Source organism: Rubrivivax rivuli (assembly GCF_004016505.1).
GTDB classification, from domain to species: domain Bacteria; phylum Pseudomonadota; class Gammaproteobacteria; order Burkholderiales; family Burkholderiaceae_C; genus Rubrivivax; species Rubrivivax rivuli.
Window position 1 is genome coordinate 673,098 of sequence record NZ_SACR01000001.1, and the last position, 24,319, is coordinate 697,416.

Below are 24,319 nucleotides of genomic sequence, written 5' to 3' on the forward strand. Positions count from 1 at the left end.
TCTGGCGCCACGGCGAGAGCGGCCTTCGGCGAACCCCGGCGTTCCGGCGGTGTTCGCCCAAGTCCGTTTTTACATTGCCATGATTGGAGAACCCGTGAACCGTCCCGCGATGGAAGGCCTGCGCCTCAATGTGCCCGCGTATGTGAAGCATGCGCGCCTGGTGGAATGGGTGGCGCAGATCGCTGCGCTGACCGAAGCCGCCGACGTGTACTGGTGCGACGGCAGCGAAGCCGAGTACCAGCGCCTGTGCCAGCAACTGGTGGACGCCGGCACGCTGATGAAGCTCAACCCCGAGCTGCGTCCCAACAGTTTTCTCGCCCGCAGCGACGCGTCCGACGTCGCCCGCGTGGAAGATCGCACCTACATCTGCAGCGCGAAGAAGGAAGACGCCGGCCCCACCAACAACTGGATGGCCCCGGCCGAGATGCGTGCGCTGCTGCAGACCGGTGAGCAGGCGCTGTTCAAGGGCGCGATGAAGGGCCGCACGATGTACGTCGTGCCCTTCAGCATGGGCCCGCTGGGCAGCCACATCTCGCACATCGGCGTTGAACTCAGCGACAGCCCCTACGTGGCCGTGAGCATGCGCACCATGACGCGCATGGGCAAGGGCGCGCTGGACGTGCTGGGCGAGAACGGCGATTTCGTGCCCTGCGTGCACACCGTGGGCGCGCCGCTGGCCGCGGGCCAGAAGGATGTGGCCTGGCCCTGCAACCCCACCAAGTACATCGTTCACTACCCCGAAACGCGCGAGATCTGGAGCTATGGCTCGGGCTACGGCGGCAACGCGCTGCTGGGCAAGAAGTGCTTCGCGCTGCGCATCGCCAGCACCATGGGTCGCGACCAGGGCTGGCTGGCCGAGCACATGCTCATCCTGGGCGTGACCAACCCGCAGGGCAAGAAGTACCACGTGGCCGCCGCCTTCCCCAGCGCCTGCGGCAAGACCAACTTCAGCATGCTGGTGCCGCCGGCCGGCTACCAGGGCTGGAAGGTCACCACCATCGGCGACGACATCGCCTGGATCAAGCCCAGCGCTGACGGCCGCCTGTACGCCATCAACCCCGAAGCCGGCTACTTCGGCGTGGCCCCGGGCACCAACGAGCTGACCAACCCGAACTGCCTGGCCTCGCTCAAGCGCGACGCCATCTTCACGAACGTCGCGCTGACTGACGACGGTGATGTCTGGTGGGAAGGCCTGACGGACACCCCGCCCGCGCACCTGATCGACTGGCAAGGCCGCGACTGGACGCCGGCCATCGCGAAAGAGACCGGCGCCAAGGCCGCCCACCCGAACGCGCGCTTCACCGTGGCCGCCACCAACAACCCGGTGCTCGACCCCGAGTGGGACAACCCCGCCGGCGTGCCCATCGACGCCTTCATCTTCGGCGGCCGCCGCAGCACCACGGTGCCGCTGGTCACCGAGGCCCGCACCTGGGCCGAAGGCGTGTACATGGCCGCCACCATGGGCAGCGAGACCACCGCCGCGGCCGCCGGCCAGCAGGGCGTGGTGCGCCGCGACCCCTTCGCCATGCTGCCCTTCATGGGCTACAACATGAGCGACTACTTCCAGCACTGGCTGAACCTCGGCGAACGCCTGGCGGCCGATGCGCAGAAGTCGGGCGCCCGCCTGCCGCGCATCTACTGCGTGAACTGGTTCCGCAAGGGGGCCGACGGCAAGTTCGTCTGGCCGGGCTACGGCGAGAACATGCGTGTGCTGGAGTGGATGCTGGGCCGCCTGGAAGGCACGGCGCCGGGCGCCGACAACGTGTTCGGCACCAGCCCGCGTTACGAAGACCTGCGCTGGGACGGCCTGGCCTTCACGGCCGAGCAGTTCAACAGCGTGATCGGCATCGACAAGACCGCGTGGCAGCAAGAGCTGGCGCTGCACGCCGAGCTCTTCAAGCAGCTGGAGCACCACCTGCCCGCAGCGCTGCCGGCCACCAAGGCGCAGATCGAGGCACGCCTGGGCGCCTGATTCCCCGGCCGCCCCGCGCGGCCGGTCACTGGCAAGCCCCTTTCAAGGCCCCCGGTGCCAGCAGGCCCGGGGGCCTTCCCACGCCGGCTGGGCCATCATCACCCGCCCATGAAGCTGCAACTGCTGTCCGACCTGCACCTGGAGACCGAAACCTTCGAGCCGCAACCCGCCCCGGGCGCCGAGCTGCTGGTGTTGGCCGGCGACATCGACAGCACCTGGGCTGGGTACGAACGCTTCGCCGGCTGGCCGGTGCCGGTGCTGGTGGTGGCCGGCAACCACGAGTTCGACGGGCGCGATTTCGATGCCGCGCTGGCCGGCCTGCGTGCGCTGTGCGAGCGCCTGGGTTTCACCTTCCTGGAGCGCGGCAGCCACCTCGTCACGGCTGCCGACGGCCGGCGCTTCCGCTTCCTGGGCTGCACGCGCTGGAGCGACTTCGACCTCTTCGGCCCGCAGCAGCGCGCCCGCGCCGAGCGCGCGGCCGGCTACTTTCTGCAGCTGATGGGCACCACGCGTGGCGGCCGGCCTTTCGACGCCGCGGCGGTGCGTGCCGAGGCGCTGGCCAGCCGCGCCTGGCTCGAAGACGCGCTGGCCGTGCCGGCCCGGGGCCGCTGGGACCAGACAGTTGTGATCACTCACTTTGCTCCCAGCGTCCGCAGCGCCGATCCCAGGTACGGCAAGCAGCCCGGCACCGCCAGCTTCTGCAACGACGACGAGACGCTGCTCACCCGCGCCGACCTGTGGCTGCACGGCCACCTGCACTGCCGCCACGACTACACCGTGCCGCGACCCGGCTTGCGCCCCACCCGCGTGGTGTGCAACCCGCGCGGCCTGGCCAGCAAGGGCGAAGAGGCCGGTCACCAGGCGCTGCTGGGCTTGGCGCTGTGAGGCACATCAAGGGTGGGCCTGTTCGCAGGTGCCACACTCGGGCTTCGCCGCCCACCCGTTGCTTGCGCCTGGCGGGCGACCTCAGAACCTTGGAGACCTGACCCATGAAGATCCTCGCCGCCGTCGATGGCAGCCCGTACACCCGCCGCATGCTGGCCTACCTGGCGGCCCACGACGAATGGATGGGCCCCCAGCACGAGTACACGATGCTCACCGTGGTGTCCCCGGTGCCGCCGCGCGCCGCCGCCGTGCTCGACAAGGCCACGCTCAAGGGCTACTACGAAGACAGCGCCGAGAAGATCTTCAAGCCGCTGCGGACCTTTGCTGCGAAGCAGGGGCTGAAGTCCAGCTGCGTCATGAAGGTCGGCCACGCCGCCGAGACCATTGCCGAGATGGCCAAGAAGGGCGGCTACGACCTCATCGTGCTGGGCTCGCACGGCCACGGCACGCTGAGCAATCTGGTGATGGGCTCGGTGGCCACCAAGGTGCTGGCCAACTGCACCACACCCGCCCTGCTGATCCGCTGAGACCGCAGGTGGGGACAGGGCCGCCGGGCCCTGTACGCCTGGCGTCGGTTCAGGCGCCCGCGCGCAGGCCGCGCAGGCAGATGCGCATGACCCACTCGACGATCTGCTCGTCGGTGAAGTTGCCGCTGCCCTTCAGGAAAGCCGGTACCGGGTCGCAGCCGCGGGCGTAGATGGTGAACAGCACCACCTCGGGCGGCAGCGTGGGGTCGATCTCGCCGTCAGCCTGGGCCTGCTCGATCCACGCACCCAGGCGCTCGCTGACCTGCATCAGCAGCTCGAGGTAGGTCTTGTGGGCCATCAGCTCGGCGCGCAGGGTCGAGTTCTGCGAGGGCACGGTCGGCATCTCGCCGGCCAGCTGCAAGGCCAGGGCCCAGCGGATCATGGCTTCCAGGCGCTGGAAGGCCGTGGCCTCGGCCCTTGCGGCCTGCTGATCGAGAAAAGCGAGCACCCGCTCCAGCAGTCGCACCATGGCTGCAGCGGCCAGGGCTTCCTTGGACGGGAAGTGCTTGTAGAGGCTGGCCTTGGCGATGCCGACATCGGCCGCCACCTCGTCGACCGTCATCAGGTCGAAACCCTTGTCGGCCAGCAGGCGGTTGACGGAGGTCACGATCGCGTCCTCGCGGACGCGCAGCACTTGTTCGCGGAATGACAGGCGGGCCATGCGGCAATTTTAGCCGCCGGCGTCATCTGATGAACCGCGCCGTCTCTCCGTCGACAGTGCAGTTATTCGCTGGGCGCGCTGTCTTGTCGCGTCTTCAGGCGGGTGTGCGGCGGCGTGCGGTGAGCCGCCGCACCCAACCCGGCCGGCGCTCGGGGCTCACGGCGGGCAGCGGGGCGGGCTCCGACATGCTGAGATCGAGACCGAAGGCGGTGCCCAGGTCGGCGGGGTCGGTGTCGGGGGCGGGGCGGGAGCCCGAGCGCCAATGGCTGAACCAGCGGTGCGAACTGACGGCCTTGCTCGACATGGTGTGTCCCCGTTGCGGCGTGCTTGTTTGTATGGGCGCGTAAGCAGTGTCACTGCGGACGCGGGCGCCTGCACATGGAGAAGGCGGGCAAGCGTGTGTCAATTCACAGGCATGGCCTGCATGGGGTCGATCGCTACAATCGCGCCCCTTTTTCTGCAGCCGCGCCCAGCGCGCCCGTTGGGCATGAACCACACTTCAGCGCCGTCTGCCCACCCCAGCCCCGACCCTGGCGCCGGATTCGTGGCCATCGATTTCGGCACTTCGAACTCGGCGGTGGCGCTGCCGGCCGGCGCGCGCGGCGTGAAGCTCGTCGAGCTCGAGCCTGGCCAGCCCACCATGCCCACCGCGGTGTTCTACCGCGCCGACACCCCGCCTCAGCAGCTGGAGGCCGAGCGCCTCTACGGCCGCGCGGCGGTGGCGGCCTACGTGGAAGGGGTGGACGGCCGGCTGATGCGCTCGATGAAGAGCATCCTCGGCTCGTCGCTCATCGACCAGAGCACCGACATCGGCGGGGGCCGCCAAGTGCGCTACCGCGAAGTGGTCACCGGCTACCTGCGCCGACTGAAGGCCTTGGCCGAGGCAGAAGCCGGCCAGCCGCTGCAGCGCGTGGTGCTGGGCCGGCCGGTGTTCTTCGTCGACGACGACCCGGTGCGCGACGCCCAGGCCGCGCAGGCCCTGGCCACCGCGGCGCGCGAGGTCGGTTTCACCGAGGTGCACTTCCAGTTCGAACCCATCGCGGCCGCGCTCGACCACGAGAGCCACATCGACCACGAACAGCTTGTGCTGGTGGCCGACATCGGTGGCGGCACCTCTGACTTCTCGCTGGTGCGCGTGGGCCCCGAGCGCGCGCGCCGGGGCCGTGAACGCGCCGAGCGCCGCGACGACATCCTCGCCAGCCACGGCGTGCACCTGGCGGGCACCGACTTCGACCGCCATGTCGAGCTGGCCTCCATCCTGCCGCTGCTGGGCTACCGGGCGCTGCGCCCGGCGCGCCCGGGTGAGGCTCCGCGCGAGCTGCCCAGCGGCGTCTACTTCGACCTTGCCACCTGGCACCTGATCAACACCGTCTACGCCCCGGCCCGCGTGGCCGAGTTGCGCGGCATGAAGAGCTGGTACGCCGAAGCTGCGCAGCACCGGCGCCTGATGACGACGGTGAACGAACGCCTGGGCCATGCGCTGGCCGCCGCCGCCGAGCAGGCCAAGATCGACGTGGCCCTGCATGGCGCGGCGCAGATCGACCTCGGTCTTCTGGAGCACGGCCTGGCCGCGCAGCTGCAGGAAGACCGCGCGGCCGCGGCCATCGAGGCCGACCTCGCGCGCATCGTGCAGGCCGCCGCCGAAACCGCCCGCATGGCCGGCGTGGCGCCCGAGGCGGTGGACGTGGTGTATTTCACCGGCGGCAGCACCGGCCTGCGCCCCCTGGTGGACCGCATCGCCGCCGGCTTTCCGGCCGCGATGCGTGTGCGCGGTGACCGCTTTTCCAGCGTGGCCCAGGGCCTGGGCCTGCACGCGCGCGCCGTCTTCGGCGGCTGAGCGCGCCGGCGGCGCTCAGCGCTTGCCGCCGGCGGCCTTGTACTTGGCGATGGCTTGCTTCAGGTCGTCCAGCGCCTCGCAGGGCGAGCTGCACAGGCGCGATAGCGTGGCCAGGCGCGCCTCGGCCGTGGCCAGGTCGCCCTTCATCAGCGCGAGCTCGCCCGAGTACTCCAGCGCCCCCTGGTGCTGGGGGTTCAGGCGCAACGCGGTGTCGTAGTGGCGCTGCGCGCCGTCCAGGTCCGGTGGGGTGGACTTGCGCAAGGCGTAGCCCATCAGGTTGTTCCAGTCGGCGTTGTTGCTGCCGTCCACTTTCCGGAGTTCGGCCACTGCCGCCGCATAGCGCTGTTGCGCCAGCTGCGCGCGCGCCGGGGCCAGGGCATCGGCCTTGGGGCGGGCGGCCGGGACCGGCTCTGGCGTGTCGGCCGCGTTGGCCGCGTTGGGCAGCTGGGCCGCCAGCAACCAGGCCAGCGCGGCCAGGGGTGCCAGGCGGCGCGGCGAAAGGCGGGTTTGGGACATGGGGCTCTCCAGGGTGGGGGTCGTCAGAGGGAGCGGGCGTCGTTCAGCGCGAGCGGGGGCCGCCACCGCCACGCCCCGCCGGCCCGGTGCGGCGGGGCACGCGGCGCGGCGGTGGCGCGGCCGGCGCCTTGCGGGGGCGGGTGACGTCGGCCATCAGCATGAGGGCGCGCACGAGATCCTGCACGGCCTCGGGCAGATCGGCCGGCGGCTCCAGCGTCTCGATCACCTCCAGCAGCGCGTCGGCGTCTTCCAGGTCTTCGGGGTCGAAGTGCATGTAGACCAGCGCCAGCGGCTCCACGATCTCGGGGCTGTCCAGCGCCATCAGCGCCGGAAAGGCGTCCATCGCGGTGGCGAAGCCGGCCACCCAGGGCAGCATGCTCTCGGCCGGGTCTTCGGCGTCGTCGAGCTCGTAGATCCAGGGGTCGAACCAGGTGCGGCGGTTGATGGCGTCGGCAATCTCGGCGTGGCGGCGCTGCACCAGCGCGTGCAGTTCGTCCAGTGCCGGGCCCGCTGGCGCCGGGCGGCCGTCCACGTCGGCCACCAGCGGCAGCCATTGCGTGGGCAGGATGGGCATGGGCTGCAGCAGGACGCCGCAGAGGTAGCCGTCGAGCGCGCTCACGTCCAGCGGTTGCAGGGGCTCGGGCAGGGCGTCGAGCAGGGCTTCCAAGCGCTCGATCTCGTCGTCGCGCAGCGGCTTTGAACTAGGGGGTGGCACGGCTTTTCCCGCTGTTTAGGGATGGGGGCCACGGGGGGCCGCGAATAGATTCCGCCTCGGAGTCCGCCGGGCCGTGGGGCATTGTCCTGCAGAGCGGCGGTCACCGGTCCCAACGACGTCCTCTCCGGAGGACTTGCGACAACCCGCTGCGCGAGCAGCGGGTTCTTTTTTGGGCGGCGGCTTAGACTGTTCGGCGACAACCAGAACAGCCCTTGCCGGAGACCACCATGCCCTCGCCCCAACCCTACACCGACACCGCCGACATCGGCCACTGGATCCAGGGGGGCGTGCAGCGAGGCAGCGGCACACGCAGCCAGACCGTCTGGAACCCCGCCACCGGCACCGCCGCGCGCCGCGTGCTGCTGGCCGAAGCGGCCGATGTGGATGCCGCCGTCGCCGCCGCCGTGGCGGCGCAGCCGGCCTGGGCCGACACCCCGCCCATCCGCCGGGCGCGGGTGCTGAACAAGTTCCTCGAACTGATGAACCGCCACAAGGACACCCTGGCGGCCATGATCACCGCCGAGCACGGCAAGGTCTTCACCGACGCCCAGGGCGAGGTGATGCGCGGCATCGACATCGTCGAGTTCGCCTGCGGCGCGCCGCAGCTGCTCAAGGGCGACCACACCGACCAGGTCTCCACCGGCATCGACAACTGGACGCTGCGCCAGCCCCTGGGCGTGGTGGCCGGCATCACGCCCTTCAACTTCCCGTGCATGGTGCCGTGCTGGATGTTCCCGGTGGCGCTGGCCTGCGGCAACGCCTTCATCCTCAAGCCCAGCGAGCGCGACCCGAGCCCGGCCCTCTTCATGGCGCAGCTGCTGAAGGAGGCCGGCCTGCCCGACGGCGTGTTCAGCGTGGTCAATGGCGACAAGGTGGCGGTGGACGCCCTGCTCACCCACCCTGACGTGAAGGCGCTGAGCTTCGTGGGCAGCACGCCCATCGCCCAGTACATCTACGAGACCGGCGCCCACCACGGCAAGCGCGTGCAGGCCCTGGGCGGCGCGAAGAACCACATGGTGGTGATGCCCGACGCGAACCTGGAGCAGGCGGTGGATGCGCTGATCGGTGCCGCCTACGGCAGCGCCGGCGAACGCTGCATGGCCATCAGCGTGGCCGTGCTGGTGGGCGACGTGGCCGACAAGATCGTCCCCATGCTGGCCGAGCGCGCGAAGGCGCTGAAGATCAAGAACGGCATGGAGCTCGATGCCGAGATGGGCCCCATCGTCACGAAAGAAGCGCGCGACCGCATCGAGGGCTATATCGGCATCGGCGTCGAAGAAGGCGCCCAGCTCGTCGTCGACGGGCGCGGCCACCAGGTGCGCGGCTACGAGAACGGCTTCTTCACCGGCGGCACGCTCTTCGACTTCGTGGAGCCGTCCATGCGCATCTACAAGGAAGAGATCTTCGGCCCGGTGCTGGCCTGCGTGCGCGTGCCGGCCTTCGCCGACGCGCTGGCGCTGATCAACGCGCACGAGTTCGGCAACGGCGTGGCGCTCTTCACCAGCGACGGCGGCATCGCGCGCGAGTTCAGCCGGCGTGTGCAGGTGGGCATGGTCGGCATCAACGTGCCCATCCCGGTGCCCATGGCCTGGCACGGTTTCGGTGGCTGGAAGAAGAGCCTCTTCGGCGACATGCACGCCTACGGCGAAGAGGGCGTGCGCTTCTACACCAAGCAGAAGAGCGTGATGCAGCGCTGGCCCGACAGCATCGGCAAGGGCGCCGAGTTCGTGATGCCCACGGCCAAGTGAGGCCCTGCGTCCTGCCATGAAGCGCCGTCCGCTGATCACCGCCGGCCTGCTGGCCGCTGCCACGCCCTGGGCCCGCGCTCAGACGCCCGCACCTGCCGAAGCTGCGCCGGCCTACAGCCCGGCCGACCTGCAACACGCCGCGCGCCTGCGCGATGCCGGCCTGGCCGACGGCCAGGCCTGGCGCCTGGTGCAGCAGCTGTGCAACGAGGTGGGGCCGCGCCCGGCGGGCTCGCCGGGCGACGCCAAGGCCGTGGCCTGGGCGCAGCAGGCCTTGCGCGGGCTGCAACTGCAGAACGTGCGCGCCGAACCCGTGCCGCTGCGCGTGTGGGTGCGCGGGCCGGCCTCGGCCACGCTGGTGGCGCCGGTGGCCGAGCCGCTGGTGATGGTGGCGCTGGGCAACAGCGTGGCCACGCCCGAGACCGGCATCGAGGCCGAGGTGGCCTGGTATCCCGACTTCGCCGCGCTGGTGGCGGACACCAGCGATCGCGCCCGCGGCCGCATCGTCTTCATCGACCAGAAGACCGAGCGCTCGCGCGACGGCCGTGGCTACGGCGCCGCCGTGGTCGCCCGCAGCCGCGGCGCGGTGGAAGCCGCCAAGCGCGGCGCGCTGGCGCTCGGCATCCGCAGCATCGGCACCGACCGCGAGCGCATCGCCCACACCGGCGCCATGCGCTACGAGATCGGGCTGCCGCAGATCCCGGCCTTCGCGGTCTCGGTGCCCGATGCCGAGCGCCTGGCTGCGCTGCAGGCCGGTGGCGCCACGCTGCGCTTGCGCGTGCAGTTGCAGTCGCGCAGCGGCGTGGAAGCGGTGTCGCACAACGTCATCGCCGAAGTGCCGGGTGCTGAGTTGCCGGAAGAGATCGTGCTGCTGGGCGCCCACCTCGACAGCTGGGATCTCGGCGTCGGCGCGCTCGACGACGGCGCCGGTGTGGCCATCGTCAGCGCCGCGGCCGGCGTGCTGCAGCGCCTGGCCCAGCAGACCGGCCGCCGCCCGCGCCGCACCGTGCGTGTGGTGCTCTTCGCCAACGAAGAGAACGGCTTCGACGGCGCGCTGGCCTATGGCGACCGCTACAAGCAGCAGGTGCACCAGCTGGTGAGCGAAAGCGATTTCGGCGCCGGCGCGGTGTACGCGCTGCGCAGCCGCGTGCAGCCGCAGGCGCTGCCGCTCTTCGGCGCGCTGGCCGAGGTGCTGGCGCCGCTCGGCGTGGCCTGGCCCGAGGCCGGCCGCAACGAAGGCAGTCCGGGGCCGGACGCCGCGCTGCTGATGCGCCGCCACCGCTGGCCGGCCGTTCAACTGGCGCAGGACGGCACGAACTACTTCGACGTGCACCACACGGTGCACGACACGCTGGAGCGCATCGTCCCGTCCGAACTGGCGCAGAACGTCGCCTGCTGGGCGGCCACGGCCTGGCTGGCGTCCCAGTCACCGCTGCGCTGGACGCCTCCAGCGGCCTGATTTCACGTCCTCGGCCGGGCCCTGGGCCCGGTTGGGCGCCAAGGGCTCCTGAGTTGGCGAAGATGCGCCGATAAGGGATCGATCGGCGTCTGGCCGAGTCCTTTGTCTTCCCGGTGCCCAGCAACCTCTCCACCACTTCAGCGGCCGAACTCGATCGCTGCCTGGCCTTGGCGGCCCCGGCTGCGTCTGCCCACGCCGACGTGGCGCTGGAGGCCGCCCGCCGAGCGCGCAGCCTGGCACTCGAACTGGGCCGCCCGGCGGATGCCGGCCGCGCGGGCGTGTGGGCCTGCGCGCACCTCCTGCGCCAGGGGCGTTACGACGAACTTCTGCACGAGGCCGAGCTCGGCCGCCCGCTGGTGGCGCGCGAGGGCCTGCAGGCCGAGCACCGTGAACTGCTGCGCCTGCTCAGCCTGGCCGGCAGCGAGGCGGGCAGCTTCGAGGTGGCGCTGAAGGCCGCGCACGAGCTGGTGGCCTTGTCGGCCGAGGCGGGCGACGACGCCGCGCTCACGGCGGCCTTGGCCCTGGCGGTCTGCTTCGAGCGCATGGGCGATTCGTGGCAGGCCATGCGCCTGCTGGAAGAGGCCCTGCGCGAGCATGGCAGCGCCGGTGCCGATGCGCCCGAGCCGGTGCTGCTGCCGCTGTTGATGGCCAGCAACGGGCTGTGTGCCACGGCGCTGGGCATTGCACACCGCCTGTTCGACCTGGACGATGCCGACGAACTGCGTGACGTGCTGGCCCTGGCCCGCCTGGCCGGCGAACGGGCCAGCGAACTGCTCAGCCGCATGCCCGACCCCGTCTACCGCGTGGCTGTGATGGGCAACCTCGGCGAGGTGCTGATGTACCAGGGCGACACCGAAGCGGCGGCGCCGCTGGTGCACGGCGCCTACGAGCAGGCCCGCCGGCTGGGCCTGCGTGCCTACGCCTGGCGCATCCAGGCCACGTTGGGGGCCTTGCTGGTGGCGCGCAACGAGCCCCTGCAGGCCATGCTGTCGATGCGCGAGCTGGTGGCCGAGATGGGCGAGCACGCCCCGCCGCAGACGCTGGTGCGCACGCACCACGTGGCTTACTGCGCTGGCCGAGCGCTGGGGCGCTGCGAGGAGGCGCTGGGCCACTTCGAAGCCGCCGAGCGCATCGAGCGGCGCCGCACCATGGCGCAACTGCGCGCGCAGTCGACGCTGTTCGTCACGCGCAGCGAGGCCCAGCATGCGCAGTGGCAGGCCGAGCAAGCCCGGCGCGAGGCCCAGGAGCAGCGAGAACGCGCCGCGGCCGCCGCCGAACACGCCGAACGCGACCCGCTCACCGGCCTGGGCAACCGCCGCCACCTGCTCAAGCGCTGTGCCGAGCTGCTGCCCGCGGCGCGGCGCCACCAGCGCCCGCTGGCGCTGGCGCTGCTGGACCTGGACCGCTTCAAGGCCGTCAACGACACCCACGGCCATGCCGTGGGCGACGCGGTGCTGGTGGCCCTGGCGCAGCTGCTGCGCGAAAGCATGCGCACCGACGACGTGCTGGTGCGCCACGGCGGCGAAGAGTTCGTGCTCGTGCTGCCGGGCCTGGCCGCCGAGGCGGCGGTGGAGGTCTGCGAGCGCCTGCGCGAGCGCGTGGCGGCCTTCCCGTGGCACAGCGGCTGCGGCACCACCGTGCCCGTCACCGCCAGCCTGGGCCTGGCCACGGCGCCTGCCTATGAGCTGGAGGTGCTGCTGGCCCGCGCCGACCATGCCCTCTACCGCGCCAAGGCCGCAGGCCGCAACCGGGTGCTGCTGGCGCCGGCCTGAGCCGACGGCCTGGCTTCAGGCCCCGATCACGCCGCCATCGAGCCGGCGGATGGCCAGGGTGGCCGAGCGCGGCCGGCCGGCCGGGTTGAAGTCGGGCCAGTTCGAGAACTGCCGCGGGTTGCTGCCATCGCGCGGCGAGCCCGAGCCCGGGTGCTGGATGTTGACGAACATCGTGCGGCCGTCGGGTGTCCAGGCCGCGCCCGTGAGCTCGCAGCGCTGCGGCCCGACGAGAAAGCGCCGCACCTCCCCGCTCACCGGGTTGCAGGCCAGCAAGGCGTTGTTGCCCATGCGTGCGAACTCGCCCTGTGCGCTGGCGCTGTGGTCGGTGCCTATCCACAGCAGGCCGCGGTTGTCGAAGGCGATGGTGTCCGGGCCGGCGAAGACATCGCCCTTGATGTTGCCCTTGGCTTCGGGCCGCTCGTTGGCCGGGTCGCCGGCCAGCAGCAGGTGGTTCCAGACGAAGGCCTCGCTGGCGAAGTCGAGCGCCTCCTTCCAGCGGATGATCTGGCCCATGGTGTTGCGGGTGCGCGGGTTGGCTGCGTCCACACCCGGCCGGCCGGCCGTGCCGCGCTGGCTGTTGTTGGTGAGCGTGCAGTAGACCCAGCCCGAGTTCGGGTCGATGGCCAGCCATTCGGGGCGGTCCATCTTGGTGGCGCCCAGCAGGTCGGCGGCCTGACGCGTCTTGATGACCACCTCGCCCTGGTCGGCAAAGCCGTTGGCCGCCGTCAGCGGGCCCTGGCCATGCACCATGGGCAGCCAGCGGCCGGTGCCGTCGGCGTTGAACTGGGCCACGTAGAGCGTGCCGTGGTCCAGCAGCGTGGCGTTGGCCTGCGCGGCCGTCTTGTCCTTGGTGGCGGGCTGGATCTTGTCGCGGCTGACGAACTTGTAGATGTACTCGAAGACCGCGTCTTCGCCCGAGTAGACGACGGCGCGCCCGTCCTTCGTGACAGCCACCCAGGCGCCCTCGTGCGCGGCGCGGCCCAGGGCCGTGCGCTTGACGGGCGTGCTCTTGGGGTCCATCGGGTCGACTTCCACCACCCAGCCGAAGCGGTTGGGCTCGTTGGGGTTGCGCACGGTGTCGAAGCGCGGGTCGAACTCGGGCCAGCGGTACCAGGTGGCCTTGTTGATGCCCCATCGGCGCTCGTGCCCGGTGGGCACGTCGCTGGCGGTGAAGTAGTTGGCCCAGTTCTCTTCGCCCGACAGGTAGGTGCCCCAGGGCGTCTGGCCGGCGGCGCAGTTGCTGATGGTGCCCAGCACCGTCATGCCGCTGGGGTCGGCGATGGTGCGCATCAGCGGGTGGCCGGCCGCCGGGCCACCGATGGCGAAGGGCGTGGTGGCGGTGATGCGCCGTGCGTAGCGCGACGGGCGCACCATCTGCCAGCCGTCGGGGCGCTGTTCGATTTCGATGACGGTGATGCCGTGTGCGGCCTGCGACTTCCTCACCTTGGCGGCCGTCCAGGTGGCCTGGCCGTCGGGGTGCAGCAGCCCTTCGTCGGTGTACTCCTGGTTCAGGCACAGCAGCCCTCGCCGCGAGCCGTCCAGCGGGTAGTAGTGGATGCCGTCGTGGTGCATGCCCATCTGCAGGGCCTGCTCTTCGGCGCTGTTGCCGGCGTCGGCCCTGAAGGCAGGCATCTGCCCGGCGATGCCCACCGGCTCGCCCCAGGGCGCCAGCACCTGCGCGGTGTAGCCCTCGGGCACCACCACGCGGTCGGCCACCGAGGCGCGCACCGGCTGGAAACCCAGCGCCGGCCCCGCCGCGTTGCTGCCGCCCAGGCCGACCGCGCCACAGCCCGCCAGCGGCGCCAGCAGGCCGCCCAGCGAGAGCCCCAGGCCGCTGCGCAGCCAGACGCGGCGCTCGGGGTCGGAAACGTCGTGGATGCTGGGGTTGGAGGAGCGGTTGCTGTCCTCCATGGTGCTGAAGTCCTTGGGCATGGATCGCGGCGTTCAGATCGGGTCGGGAGCTTGCATTGTCCGCGTCTGCGGACCGGGTCTCAGCCCTCGGCGATATGTCCTTGCATGGGCCCCTTCATCTGCGCCTGCATGGTGGTGACCAGCTGGCTGAGCGCCGCGCCCCAGCCGTCGTGGAAACCCATGGCGGCATGGCGCTGCGCGCCGGCTTCATCGCCGTGGATGGCGCGGGCCGAGTAGCGTGTGCCGCCATCCGGCAGGGCTTCGAAGCGCAGCTCGCAGGTGAAGAGCGGCGCGCCGTGGAAGTCGACCTGCGGCGTGTAGCCCGGGCCCAGCGCCGAGGTCCACACCAGGCGGTGCGGCGCCTCCACCACGAGATAGCAGCCGGTGCCGGCCATGCGCGTGCCGTCGGGGCCCTGCATCACCGTGCCGAAGGCGCCGCCGGGCTGCAGGTCGATGTGGGCTTCCACCGTTTGCCAAGGCAGCGGGCAGAACCAGCGCTTGAGCAGATCGGGCTCGGTCCAGGCGCGCCACACGGCGGCGGGGGGCAGGGGCAGTTCGCGTTCGAGCAGAAGGACGTTGGACATGGCGGTGGGCTCCGGGGCGTCGTGCCGCTGGCAGGGCCTTGCACTGTAGGCCTGCGGGCTGCGCTTGGCCACAATGCGTGCATGCAGACCCGCCCCCTCGTGCTCATCACCGGCGCCAGCCGGGGCATCGGCGCGGCCACCGCGCGGCTGGCCGCGGCGCAGGGCTGGGACGTGGCCATCAACTACGCGCGCGACGAAGCGGCGGCCGAGGCGGTGGCCGATGCCGTGCGCGCCGCCGGCCGCCGCGCCTTGACGCTGTGCGCCGACGTGGCCCATGAAGGCCAGGTGCGCGCGATGTTCGCCACCCTCGACCGCCGCCTGCAGGAAGACGGCACGCGCCTGGCCGGCCTGGTGAACAACGCCGGCGTGGTGGACGTGGCCGCGCGCGTGGACGAGATGAGCGGGGCGCGGCTGCAGCGCATGTTCGCCGTCAATGTCTTCGGCACCATGCTCTGCGCGCGCGAGGCGGTGCGCCGCATGAGCACGCAGCATGGCGGCAGCGGCGGCAGCATCGTCAACCTGTCGTCGGTGGCTGCGCGCCTGGGCGCGCCAGGGCAGTACGTCGACTACGCCGCGGCCAAGGGCGCGGTGGACGTGTTCACCCTCGGCCTGGCGCGCGAGGTGGCGGCCGAGGGCGTGCGCGTGAACGCCGTGCGGCCGGGCGTCATCGACACCGAGATCCACGCCAGCGGCGGCCAGCCCGAGCGTGCGCAGCGTCTGGCGCCCTCGCTGCCCATGCTGCGCCCGGGCCGCGCCGACGAGGTGGCGCAGGCCATCGTCTGGCTGCTGTCGGACGCCGCCAGCTACACCAGCGGCGCGGTGCTCGACGTGGGCGGTGCACGCTGAAGCCACCGGGGGCCCGGCCGCAGGCCCCGCGCCTTCACGCCTTCAGCCCCTGACGAAGGGCGCCAGCTGTTCCAGCCGCAGCTGCTGCGCCGCGTAGGCCTGGCCCACGCGCTGGATGTCGGCGATGTGGGCCACCGAATCGAGCTGCTGCACCTTGGCCGGGTGCACATCGCGCAGGCCCAGGCCGTCGAGCCCCTCGCGCGTGAGCAGCGGGTCGTGGCGCACGTAGGTGAAGAGCTTGGGCGCGCTGGAACTCGGCGCGCCGCCGGGCAGTTGCAGCATGGCGCCGGTTTCGCGGTCGATCTCGGCGCCGTGGCGGCAGGCGCCCAGCGTGCGGCAGGCCAGGTCCCAGCCCTCGGTGGCGGCGTTCATCAGCGCCAGCGGCAGCGTCTGCGCGTGGGCCAGCAGGTGCAGGTCGTCGGCCTCGTCCTGCCGGCGGTCCAGCGGCACCTTGCCGGTGCCCACCGAGACGATGAGCAGTTGCTCCGGCCCCGTGGCCCAGCCCAGCCGGTAGGGTGCGGCCGTGGCCATCTCGAAGCTGAGGAAGGCCGGGTTGTTGTAGCCCGTGATGCCGCCGTCGACGAACACGAACTCGTACTCGCGCGCCGTGCCCTCGCCGAACACCACCACCTCGGGCGGAAAGTAGGTGGGCGCGGCGGTGCTGGCGCGCACCAGCTGCCACAGCGGCAGCTGCAGGTTGCTGTCGGGGCGCGCCGGGTCGTTGTACTTGGCCAGCGGGTGGTTGCTCACGAACCAGGGTGAATCGGTGCTGTGGTTGCGCATCACCATCAGCAGCAGGCATTGCAGGCCGGGGTCGCCCAGCGTCGCCGGGGGCGCGTCGTCGGCATGGCCCAGCGCGCGGTTGAGCTCCCGGCGCAGCAGCTGCGCCAGCGGCTCGCTGTTGTAGCTGTAGCGCAGGCGCTTGAGCAGCGAGGCCTTGTCGAACATCTGCGCGCCGCTGTCGACGTAGAAGCGCCGCATCTGCGCGGTGCTCATGCCGGCGCTCACGCAGGCCGCGATGATGGCGCCGGTGCTCGTGCCGGCGGCGAAATCGAAGAAGTCGGCCAGCACCAGGTCGGGCTTGCCGAGCTGCTGGCGCAGGTCGGCCTCCAGCTTGGCCAGGATCTCCACGCTCATCAGCCCGCGGATGCCGCCGCCGTCACAGCTGAGGATGCGTTTGGGGCCGGGCGCTTGCAGGCGTTGCAGCAGGGCGGTGTTCATCGGGGTGCCTTTCGCATTCGGGTTCAGGCCAGCGGCAGCCGGCGCGTGTCTATCCACTGCACACGGCCGGTGCGGCGCTTGATCTCTTCCACCATGTGGCGCGTGCCCCCGGGGCCGTCGCCGCCGCCGCCGTCCCACAGCACCACGCAGCGCGCCTTGTCGGGGCCGTAGGCCAGCGTGGTGTGCAGCAGCCAGCGGTTGCCACGCTCCCACACGTTGATGCCCGGTGGCGGCGGCCCGAGTTCCTGCGCCATGCTGCGCGGCGGCTCGGCCAGCTGCGCGCGCGCGGCGTAGTAGCGCAGGCGCCAGTCTTCGGCGTTGGTGGCGCGCTGCACGCTGCTTTCGATGAACTGCGGCTCGGGCAGCGGCTGCATCCAGACCACCTTCACGCCGCGGGCCAGCGCGGCCTCGGTGAACATCAGGTCGCCCCCGGCGGCGCCCTGCGTGAGCGCGATGTCTTCGGGCCCGGCACCCAGACGGTCGAGCGCCTGTTCGAGAGCCGCGCGCGCCGCCGGCTCCATGGCCAGCGGAAAGCGGGGCTCGGGCCGCGAGGGCGCGTCCATGATGTGCCCCGAGAACAGCAGCACCTGGCGCGGCTCGAAGGGCGGGTTCAGGCGACGCAGCTCGCCTTCCACGATGCCCAGGGCCAGCGCGGTTTCCTCGGGCCGGAAGCCCAGGCCCGAGAGCAGCTGCAGCTGCTGGCGCGACGAGTCCAGCGCCAGCCAGTCGCGGCCGGCGGCCGCGGTGGCGGCGCGCCAGTCGCGCTGCACGGCGGCGCGGCTGTCGCACAGCAGGCTCACCTCGGCCTGCGCGGCGCGGGCCCAGTAGTCCTTGGGCTTGCGCTCCAGCGCGCAGGCGATGCCCCAGCGCAGCCCGGCCAGCAGGCGGTCGGTTTCGGCCGGGTCGTGCTCGCCGCCGAGGTGGGCGCGCAGCGTGTTCAGCGTCAGCGCGTTGATGCCGGCGAAGAGGTGGTTGGGCGCGGTGGCAAAGGCGTGCCGGTAGGGCGTGATGGCCTCGGCCAGCAGCGCGTCTTCCAGCGCCGCCTTGTCGCGGAAGGCGCCCGGCGTCCAGGGCTCGCCGGGCTCGCGGAAGCGGTCGATCCAGGCGCTCTTCTCCACCCGGCCGGCCAGCGACCAGCACTCCGGGTCTTGCGGGTGCTCTTCGGTGAGCTGCAGCGCGGCCTCGCGCGCTTCTTCGGTGCGGCGCAGCCGGCCCAGGCAAACGGCGCGCTGCTGGCGGCTGCCGAGGTGCTCGTCGTCGATGGCCAGCGCGGCGTCGAACTGCTCCAGCGCGAAGGTGAACTGCGGCAGCCGCATCAGCGCGCGGCCGGCCTGGAAGCGCGCTTCCACGGCCAGTGCGCGCACCGGCGTTTCTTCGGCCAGTACGAGGATGTCGCCGGCGCGGTGTTTCTGCTGTGCCACCTCCAGCCGGCTGCGCCAGGCTTCGTAGCGCTGCGCGAACTCGTTGTCGCCGCTGAGCAGCAGGTCTTGCCAGCGCGGCTGCTGCAGGTGCGGCAGCAGCGTGTACACCGGGCTCACCTTGCGGCGCGTGCTGGCGTTCTGCGTCTCGCGCGCCATCTTGGCCAGAGCGGCGCGGTCGATGGCCAGCGTGGCGGGGTCGGGGGCGCCGGCGGCCACGCCGTAGCGCAGCTTGCGGTCGGTGTAGATGTCGAAAGGGCTGGTGCTGCGCGGGCCCTGCACCAGCACCACGCCACGCGCGCGCAGGGCGTGGCGCACGCCGAGCTCGTACCAGACGTTGGGGTTGTCCAGCGTCAGGTCGGCCACCACGAGGTCGGCGGCCAGCAACTCCTGGAACATGTCGGTGCGGATGTCGCCGGCGCGCGTTTCCTCGTCGGCGCGGAAGACCTCGAAACCTGCGTCTTCCAAGGCCGGCTTGATGAGCTCGAGGTAGACGCGGTTGAAGTCTATGGGCTGGCCGTCGGCGCCCGGCTTGGTGCCGAAGGGCATGGCCACGAAGGCGTGCTGTTTGAAGCTCAAGCGGTGGCTCCAGGTGCCTTGGCGAACTGTTGCAGCTGCGTGAGCAGCGCGCGCGCCGCACGCGCCGTGCCACCCCCGCCGCCGCGCCGCAGCAGGCGCGGTGCCAACACCAGCTCGGCCTGGTCGGCCACCGAGGCCCAGTCGTTGGGGGCGTTGTGCAGTTCATGCAGGTCTTCGAAGGCGCGTTGCAGCGCCTCGGCCTCGGCCGCAAGGCGGCCCTCGGCCAGGGCCTGCCAGAGGCGGAATTCCACCTCGCCGGCTTCGCTCCAGAAATCGGGCCGCTGGCCGGCAGCGGCCTGGGCCGAGGCGAGCGCGGCGCGGTCGGCGGCGTCGAAGGCGCGGCCGTCGCTGTCCAGGCACAGCGCCAGCGCAAAGGCGTTTTGCAGCGGGTAGCAGCGGGCGGCTTCGCCACTGGCCTGTTGCTGCACCAGCTGGTCGGCGTCGCGGTAGGCGGCGTGGGCGCGTTGCAGCGCCGTGCGCGCCGCCGCATTGCGGCGCGCACGGCGCTCCAGCAGGTACAGGCGCTTGCAGGCCGAGCCCAGCAGGCTCCAGCGCTCGGCGCTGGGGCGGGCCATGCACAGCTGCTGCAGGGCCGCCACGGCACCCACCAGGCGCTGGCGCAGGGCTGCCGTGCCCCGGGCCCCGGCCGGGTCGCCCGCGTCGCTCGCTTCCGCCCAGGCCTGGCGTGCGCTCAGGTTGAGCATCTGTTCCTCGGCCTTGAACGAGGCGCTGCCATCGGCGGCGGCCACCGCGCGGCCATACCAGGTGATGGCTTGCGGTCGGTCGCCCAGCGCCTGCCAGGCCACGGCGAAGGCCTCGGCCACCGCCCCCATGCCGCCCCAGCGCGCCTCGAAGCGCTGCACGAGGGCCTGCACCGCAGCCGCCAGCGCCGGCTTGGTGCCGCCCATGTAGCGGGCGCGCGTGGCCAGCGTCTCCAGCGCCAGAGCCAACGCGGGGGGCGAGGCGATGTCGGCGAACTCGTCGCGCTTCGCCGCGGCAGCCGGCGCCTGGGCGTCGCCGGTGCGCGTGCGGTAGACCCAGTTGGCGTCGCCGTAGCACTGGTAGGCGGCCCAGCTCTTGCCGTGCGGCATGGCGCGCCAGCAGGCGCTGCGCGCCTCGGCCACGGCGTCGATGAAGCGCGCGCCGCGCAGCAGCTGCGTGTAGAAGACCCGCGCGAACTCGGCCGCCGGGCCGTCGTTGACGGGCCAGCCGCAGGCGATCACGCAGCGCACGCCCTTGGCGATGAGTTGGTCGGCCACCACGGCGGCGAAGGCGCCGGGGTCGAAGCCTGGGCGAAGTTGTGGAGCGATGGCCTGCCCTTGGTCGTATTGCGCGAGGTTGCAGCAGTTCACGAACACGAGTTCGGGCACCACGCGCATGGCCTCGATCTCCGCCGGCCCCAGGTGGTGCCCGCCCGAGAGCACCACGCCGCCAGCGTTGGCCGCCGAAGGCGCTTCGCCGTGCCCGCTGATGTGCACGATGCGCCAGGGCCGCGAGAGCAGCGCGCCGATGACGGTCTGCGCCGCCGGGCTGTCCACCAGCGCCAGCACACGCTCGGGCGGCAGGCCACCGGCGCCGCACAGCGCTTCTTCCACGGCCAGCGCTTCCTCGCGCGCGGCGGGCAGCGGCGCCCACTCGTCGCTGACCTGGGGCTCGCCGATGATGAGCACGTCGTGGTCGGCGCTGGCATCGCGCGGCTTGGCGGCCGGGCCGCCCTTCTGCAGGCGGCGCAGCAGCCGCGCGCGGATGGCCCAGGGCATCGGCGTCTCGCCGGGCGAGGCGGCGCCCGGTGCGCCCGCGCCGGGCACGCCGGTGTCCAGCAGTTCCCAGGGCAGCGCGGCGGTGCCGCTGTCGAGCTCCAGCACCATGCGGTCCAGGCCGCCGAGGAAGGGCTCGATCTCGGTGGGCACCAGCAGCTGGAAGAGCGTGCGTCCCAGCGCCGGGTCGTCGTTGCGGTCGGTGGCGGCGGCGGTCAGCAGTTCGCGCAGCAGCGGCGTCTGCGGTCGCAGCGAACGCACCTCGGTGCGCGCGCGGCGCGTGTCGAGCACGTATTCCAGGCTGCCATCGGCGCGCGTGGTGGCGCGGATGAGGTCGTGGTCGGTGCCGCGGTAGCCGTTGTCGAGCTGGCGGCGCAGCGGGCCGGTGCCGCTGCTGATCTCGGGCAGCAGCTCGAAGTGGTAAGGGCCGGCGTGCCCCTCGGCCAGCAGGCGCAGGCCGTTCCAGGCGTCGGTGGCGCGGTCGAGGTAGAGCTCCACCAGCGTCAGGCGCTGCACCGCGGGCCAGCCCGAGGCGGTGGCGCGCAGGTTGGCCTCGGCCACGCCGCGGGCGATGGCGCGCGCCGCGGCCGCCGGGCTGATGCCCAGGCCGCCGCTGCCCAGCAGCGTGGCGGCCAGTGTGGGCTTGGCGGCGCTGCCGTTGCCGCTGCCCACACGTTCGGCCTGGCGCTGGGCCCAGGCCAGCACGCCCTGGCGCACGCTGGCGCTGAGCTCGGCCTCGCGCAGTTCGCCCTCTTCGCCCAGGCCCACCACCAGCACGCCGTGCGGGCGCGGTTCGCGCCAGGGGTTGCCGGGGTCGCGGCGCGTGTTCACGAAGACCTGGTGCGTGCCCACCACCGAGGGGTAGAGCCCCGCCGCCAGCGCCTGCTGCAGGCTGCCGCCGAGCATGCGGTCGACCACGTTTTCGGTGCCGGTCAGCTCGCTGGCGGTGTAGTGGCCGATGAGCAGCGGCTCGCCGATGAAGCTGAGGTTGCCGTTGAGCACCCGCAGTTGCAGCGTGCCGGCGTCGTTGGCCGGCGCGGTGCTGACGTCCACCGCGCCGCCGGGGCTGCGGAACACCGCGTCCTGCAAAGCCGCAGGCCGCGCGCTGCGGCGCTGGCGCGAGGGCCGGCTGCGCACCGGCACGCTGCGGGCGCCGCGCGTGGCGATGTCCAGCAGCGGCGGCAGCGCCGCGGTCTTGCCGGTGTTCAGCAGTTCCACGTAGGCCGGGAAGGCCGCGGTTTCGCTGGGCAGGCTGCCGTGGTCGCAGCCGAGCTGCCAGGTGGCCACGCCGGGCAGCAGGGCCGAGGTCAGGGGCACACGCCCGTCACCGTCGTTCGCATCGAGGTAGACGAAACCCTGAGCGCCGACCTCGAAGCCCACCGGCGTGGCCGGCGCGCGCCCCACGACCAGCGCCAGCTTGTGCGCCCACTGCGGCAGGTCTTGCTCGCGCTGCGCGTCCAGGCGCTGGCGCAGGGCCTTGGCGGCGTCCAGCACGGCCTGCGGCGGCACGCCCCAGTGGTAGGCGGCCTGCATCTCCTCGCCGGCATGGCGGTGCCACCAGTTGGCCTGCTGCATGCGGGTGTAGTCGTCGTCGGCCAGGCGGGCCCAGGTGGCTTCCTGGTCCAGGCCCAGGGCCGGGTCGAGCAGGCCGGCCTGCAGCTGCAGGAAACCCGGCATGCCGGCCATGATGCGGCGCGCCGCGCGGTCGGCCAGCGGCGAGCCGAAAGCCGCCAGCGCGTTGCCGAAGGTGTCGTCGCCGCTGAGCACCTGCATCGGCGCCCACGAGCCGCCGTTGGGCGTGCCCAGCATCAGCAGCCGCGCCTGCGGATGGGCCATCAGCCGCTGCCAGACGGCCGGCGCCTCCAGCGCCATGCAGCGCGCCAGCACGCCGCCCATCGAGTGCGCGAGGATCTGCACCGCCGTGCCGCTGGCCGCGCGCGCGTCCAGCGCCGCCGTCACGGCCGCGGCCAGGCGCCGGCCTTCCTGCTCGATGGGCACGCGCCAGTCGAAGGCGAACTCGATGACCTCGTGCGTGGCGCGCAGGTGGCGCATGAGCTTCTCGTAGACCAGCGAGATGGCACCGTCCGGCTGCACGCGGTCGGCGCTGTCGGGCTGGTATTCGAGCTGCCCCAGCCCGCCCACCAGGCCCAGGCCCAGCCAGATGCGGCGGCCTTCGACCGCGAGGTTGCTGCCCAGGATGCCGGGCAGCAAGAAGACGGCCGGCTTGGCGGGGTCCGCGGTGCTTGCAGCTTCCGCACCGCGCAGCCCGTCGGCCGAGCGCCCGGCCCACGACAGCGGGCCGATGGGCGCAAAACCCGCCGGCAGCGGCTTCTGCACCAGCGCATCCACCACCGCCTCCACCGTGCGTGCATTGACGAAGTAGGCGAAGTGCGTGGTCTTGCCGCCCTGGTCGAGCAGGAAGCTGGCACCGCCGGCCCGTGGCGCGCCGGCGTACATCGAACTCGTCTGCACGACGATGTCGTGGTCGGTCCAGTAGTAGGCGTCGGTCACCAGGGTCTTGAGCCAGCTGGAGAGGCTGTCGCCTTCCAGGTCGCCGGCCACCACGCGCAGCTCGCCCGCGATGGGCGCGGGCGCGGCGTTCAGCCACTCCAGCAGCGGCGTGCCGGCGATCATGGCCGCCATGCCGGGCAGCAGCGCGGGGTCGGCGCGGCGGCGTGCCACTTCGCCCAGGAAATCCATCACCGCCGGCAGCAGCGGCAGGCCGGTGGCTTCCAGCCCCCACTTGAAGACCGAGAGGTAGGCATCGAGGCGCTTGCTCGCCAGCAGCGTGCCGCGCGCCGGGCAGGCCACGCGCACCACGCGCTCCACCTTCACGTCGCGTGCGGCCATCTCGGCGGCCAGCAGGCGCAGCGTGGCGCGCTGCGCGGCGTAGGCGGGGCCGGCGAAAAACGCGTCGTCGGCGGCGCCCACGCTGCGCTGGTGCGCCATGCGCGCCAGCACCTCGGCCACCAGGCCGCCGCGCGAGTGCGTCAGCAGGTGCAGCCGCGTGCCGCGCGGCAGGGCCTTCACGAGTTCGAGCGCGTTGTCGATCGGGCTCTTGCCCAGCGTCTCGTGCTCCAGCGCGTAGACGCGGCCGCCGTAGTGCTGGAAGAGCTGGCGCACGCGCTGCGGGTGCTGCGCCCACAGCTTGCCGAAGGTGCTGGTGGTCTCGACGAAGGTGCCGTGGATCAGCACCAGCACCGGCTCGGTGCTGGCCGGCAGCTGCGCCACGCGCCGGCCGCTGCCCTTCAGCGCCGGCAGGCTCTCGGGCGAGAGCGCATAGACGCCGGCCTGCACCTGGCTGTCGACCTTGGCCACCACCTGGCTGGCGGCGAAATCGGCCACCTCGTCCTTCACCAGGCCGGTCAGCACCTCGAAGGCGGCCAGCACCACGTCGCCCAGCAGGCCGCGGGTGGGCGAGCCTGCCTCCAGGCCTTGCCAGCGCAGCGTGGCCGACACCGGCACCCCGGCACCCGCGGCTTGCGCCGCGTTCTGGGTCTGGCCGCCCCGGGTGGTGGTGGGGGCACCGGCCTGCGCCAGGAGCAGGTCGCGCGCGTTCTCGGGGTGCAGCAGCAGCACCGGGCCACCGGCGATGTGCAGCGCCACGACATCCTCGCCGGGCACCGCCACCAGCGTGTGCGGCTGGGCCGTGCCGCGCAGCGCACCCAGCCGCACCGCCGCCTTCACGGTGCCCGGCCCGCTGCGTCGGCCCCCGGCACCGCGCGTGCCACCGCCCGCCTGCACGCCCCCTGGCGCGGCCTGGCCCTGCACGATGAAAGTGATGGGGGCCGCGGACTTGGGGGTGGCGGGGGGCTGGCTCATGGACTCTCCGGGGTGGCGAAGCCGGCCGGCGGTACAGGGCGGACGGCGGGCGGACAGCGGGCGAGCATCGGTGCAAAGCCGGTGCCCGGCAA

Annotated in this window: 17 protein-coding genes; 8 read left to right on the forward strand and 9 right to left on the reverse strand. The window is 72.3% G+C overall.

Annotated elements, in window-relative coordinates; genetic code table 11:
- Positions 1–94: 94 nt before the first annotated feature.
- The 3 genes from EOE66_RS02885 to EOE66_RS02895 all read left to right on the forward strand — a co-directional run bounded on the left by EOE66_RS02885 (position 95) and on the right by EOE66_RS02895 (position 3,384).
- Positions 95–1,972 (forward strand): phosphoenolpyruvate carboxykinase (GTP), encoded by a 1,878-nt coding sequence (locus EOE66_RS02885; protein ID WP_128227165.1) that lies wholly within the window; start codon positions 95–97, stop codon positions 1,970–1,972.
- 108 nt (positions 1,973–2,080) lie between these two features.
- Positions 2,081–2,857: a metallophosphoesterase gene (locus EOE66_RS02890; protein WP_128227166.1), complete on the forward strand. Its 777-nt coding sequence runs from the start codon at positions 2,081–2,083 to the stop codon at positions 2,855–2,857.
- Positions 2,858–2,961: 104 nt separating this feature from the next.
- Positions 2,962–3,384, forward strand: a complete 423-nt coding sequence (locus tag EOE66_RS02895) for a universal stress protein (protein WP_128227167.1) — start codon at positions 2,962–2,964, stop codon at positions 3,382–3,384.
- Between the two features lie 49 nt (positions 3,385–3,433).
- On the opposite strand, the gene EOE66_RS02900 is transcribed toward EOE66_RS02895, so the two are convergent.
- Together EOE66_RS02900 and EOE66_RS02905 are read right to left on the reverse strand one after the other, a co-directional pair.
- A complete protein-coding gene (locus EOE66_RS02900) occupies positions 3,434–4,045 on the reverse strand; it encodes a TetR/AcrR family transcriptional regulator (RefSeq protein WP_128227168.1) in 612 nt (203 codons plus the stop codon).
- 94 nt (positions 4,046–4,139) lie between these two features.
- Complete coding sequence (locus EOE66_RS02905; protein ID WP_128227169.1) at positions 4,140–4,349, reverse strand: hypothetical protein; 210 nt, start codon at positions 4,347–4,349, stop codon at positions 4,140–4,142.
- Between the two features lie 183 nt (positions 4,350–4,532).
- Here EOE66_RS02905 and EOE66_RS02910 point away from each other — a divergent pair, with 183 nt between their 5' ends.
- A complete protein-coding gene (locus tag EOE66_RS02910; protein ID WP_128227170.1) occupies positions 4,533–5,882 on the forward strand; it encodes an Hsp70 family protein in 1,350 nt (449 codons plus the stop codon).
- A 15-nt stretch (positions 5,883–5,897) separates the two neighbouring features.
- On the opposite strand, the gene EOE66_RS02915 is transcribed toward EOE66_RS02910, so the two are convergent.
- Complete coding sequence (locus tag EOE66_RS02915) at positions 5,898–6,398, reverse strand: tetratricopeptide repeat protein (RefSeq protein WP_205702612.1); 501 nt, start codon at positions 6,396–6,398, stop codon at positions 5,898–5,900.
- Positions 6,399–6,441: 43 nt separating this feature from the next.
- Entirely contained in the window at positions 6,442–7,113 is a 672-nt protein-coding gene (locus EOE66_RS02920; RefSeq protein ID WP_128227171.1) for a YecA/YgfB family protein, read from the reverse strand.
- 227 nt (positions 7,114–7,340) lie between these two features.
- On the opposite strand from EOE66_RS02920, the gene EOE66_RS02925 reads away from it, so the two are divergent.
- The 3 genes from EOE66_RS02925 (at position 7,341) to EOE66_RS02935 (ending at position 12,089) form a co-directional block, all read left to right on the forward strand.
- Positions 7,341–8,861 (forward strand): CoA-acylating methylmalonate-semialdehyde dehydrogenase, encoded by a 1,521-nt coding sequence (locus EOE66_RS02925; RefSeq protein WP_128227172.1) that lies wholly within the window; start codon positions 7,341–7,343, stop codon positions 8,859–8,861.
- 16 nt (positions 8,862–8,877) lie between these two features.
- The gene (locus EOE66_RS02930) at positions 8,878–10,317 is read left to right on the forward strand and encodes a M28 family peptidase (RefSeq protein WP_128227173.1); all 1,440 of its coding nucleotides are present in this window, start codon (positions 8,878–8,880) and stop codon (positions 10,315–10,317) included.
- Positions 10,318–10,430: 113 nt separating this feature from the next.
- Positions 10,431–12,089, forward strand: a complete 1,659-nt coding sequence (locus tag EOE66_RS02935) for a GGDEF domain-containing protein (RefSeq protein WP_128227174.1) — start codon at positions 10,431–10,433, stop codon at positions 12,087–12,089.
- Between the two features lie 15 nt (positions 12,090–12,104).
- Here EOE66_RS02935 and EOE66_RS02940 read toward each other — a convergent pair whose 3' ends face one another.
- Together EOE66_RS02940 and EOE66_RS02945 are read right to left on the reverse strand one after the other, a co-directional pair.
- Positions 12,105–14,021 carry a PhoX family protein gene (locus tag EOE66_RS02940; protein WP_128227175.1) on the reverse strand — a complete coding sequence of 639 codons (1,917 nt, stop codon included), beginning with the start codon at positions 14,019–14,021 and terminating at the stop codon, positions 12,105–12,107.
- A gap of 59 nt (positions 14,022–14,080) precedes the next feature.
- On the reverse strand, positions 14,081–14,584 hold the full coding sequence (locus tag EOE66_RS02945; RefSeq protein WP_128227176.1) for an SRPBCC domain-containing protein: 504 nt from the start codon (positions 14,582–14,584) through the stop codon (positions 14,081–14,083).
- An 81-nt stretch (positions 14,585–14,665) separates the two neighbouring features.
- On the opposite strand from EOE66_RS02945, the gene EOE66_RS02950 reads away from it, so the two are divergent.
- A complete protein-coding gene (locus tag EOE66_RS02950; RefSeq protein WP_128227177.1) occupies positions 14,666–15,430 on the forward strand; it encodes an SDR family oxidoreductase in 765 nt (254 codons plus the stop codon).
- A 42-nt stretch (positions 15,431–15,472) separates the two neighbouring features.
- Here the strand turns inward: EOE66_RS02950 and EOE66_RS02955 are convergent, their stop codons facing one another.
- Genes EOE66_RS02955 through EOE66_RS02965 form a run of 3 tightly spaced genes read right to left on the reverse strand, consistent with a single transcriptional unit; the run spans position 15,473 to position 24,227 of the window.
- Positions 15,473–16,651 carry a patatin-like phospholipase family protein gene (locus EOE66_RS02955; RefSeq protein WP_128227178.1) on the reverse strand — a complete coding sequence of 393 codons (1,179 nt, stop codon included), beginning with the start codon at positions 16,649–16,651 and terminating at the stop codon, positions 15,473–15,475.
- Between the two features lie 23 nt (positions 16,652–16,674).
- On the reverse strand, positions 16,675–18,648 hold the full coding sequence (locus EOE66_RS22050) for a tetratricopeptide repeat-containing protein (protein WP_245478874.1): 1,974 nt from the start codon (positions 18,646–18,648) through the stop codon (positions 16,675–16,677).
- Positions 18,645–24,227, reverse strand: a complete 5,583-nt coding sequence (locus EOE66_RS02965) for a DUF7379 domain-containing protein (protein WP_128227179.1) — start codon at positions 24,225–24,227, stop codon at positions 18,645–18,647. Before EOE66_RS02965 ends, EOE66_RS22050 begins: the two co-directional genes overlap by 4 nt.
- Between the last annotated feature and the right edge of the window lie 92 nt (positions 24,228–24,319).

Coding starts and splice junctions, on each gene's coding strand:
- EOE66_RS02890 (WP_128227166.1), top strand. CDS start 2,081: ATGAAGCTGCAACTGCTGTCCGACCTGCACCTGGAGACCGAAACCTTC.
- EOE66_RS02895 (WP_128227167.1), top strand. CDS start 2,962: ATGAAGATCCTCGCCGCCGTCGATGGCAGCCCGTACACCCGCCGCATG.
- EOE66_RS02900 (WP_128227168.1), bottom strand. CDS start 4,045: ATGGCCCGCCTGTCATTCCGCGAACAAGTGCTGCGCGTCCGCGAGGAC.
- EOE66_RS02905 (WP_128227169.1), bottom strand. CDS start 4,349: ATGTCGAGCAAGGCCGTCAGTTCGCACCGCTGGTTCAGCCATTGGCGC.
- EOE66_RS02910 (WP_128227170.1), top strand. CDS start 4,533: ATGAACCACACTTCAGCGCCGTCTGCCCACCCCAGCCCCGACCCTGGC.
- EOE66_RS02915 (WP_205702612.1), bottom strand. CDS start 6,398: ATGTCCCAAACCCGCCTTTCGCCGCGCCGCCTGGCACCCCTGGCCGCG.
- EOE66_RS02925 (WP_128227172.1), top strand. CDS start 7,341: ATGCCCTCGCCCCAACCCTACACCGACACCGCCGACATCGGCCACTGG.
- EOE66_RS02930 (WP_128227173.1), top strand. CDS start 8,878: ATGAAGCGCCGTCCGCTGATCACCGCCGGCCTGCTGGCCGCTGCCACG.
- EOE66_RS02940 (WP_128227175.1), bottom strand. CDS start 14,021: ATGCCCAAGGACTTCAGCACCATGGAGGACAGCAACCGCTCCTCCAAC.
- EOE66_RS02945 (WP_128227176.1), bottom strand. CDS start 14,584: ATGTCCAACGTCCTTCTGCTCGAACGCGAACTGCCCCTGCCCCCCGCC.
- EOE66_RS02950 (WP_128227177.1), top strand. CDS start 14,666: ATGCAGACCCGCCCCCTCGTGCTCATCACCGGCGCCAGCCGGGGCATC.
- EOE66_RS02955 (WP_128227178.1), bottom strand. CDS start 16,651: ATGAACACCGCCCTGCTGCAACGCCTGCAAGCGCCCGGCCCCAAACGC.
- EOE66_RS02965 (WP_128227179.1), bottom strand. CDS start 24,227: ATGAGCCAGCCCCCCGCCACCCCCAAGTCCGCGGCCCCCATCACTTTC.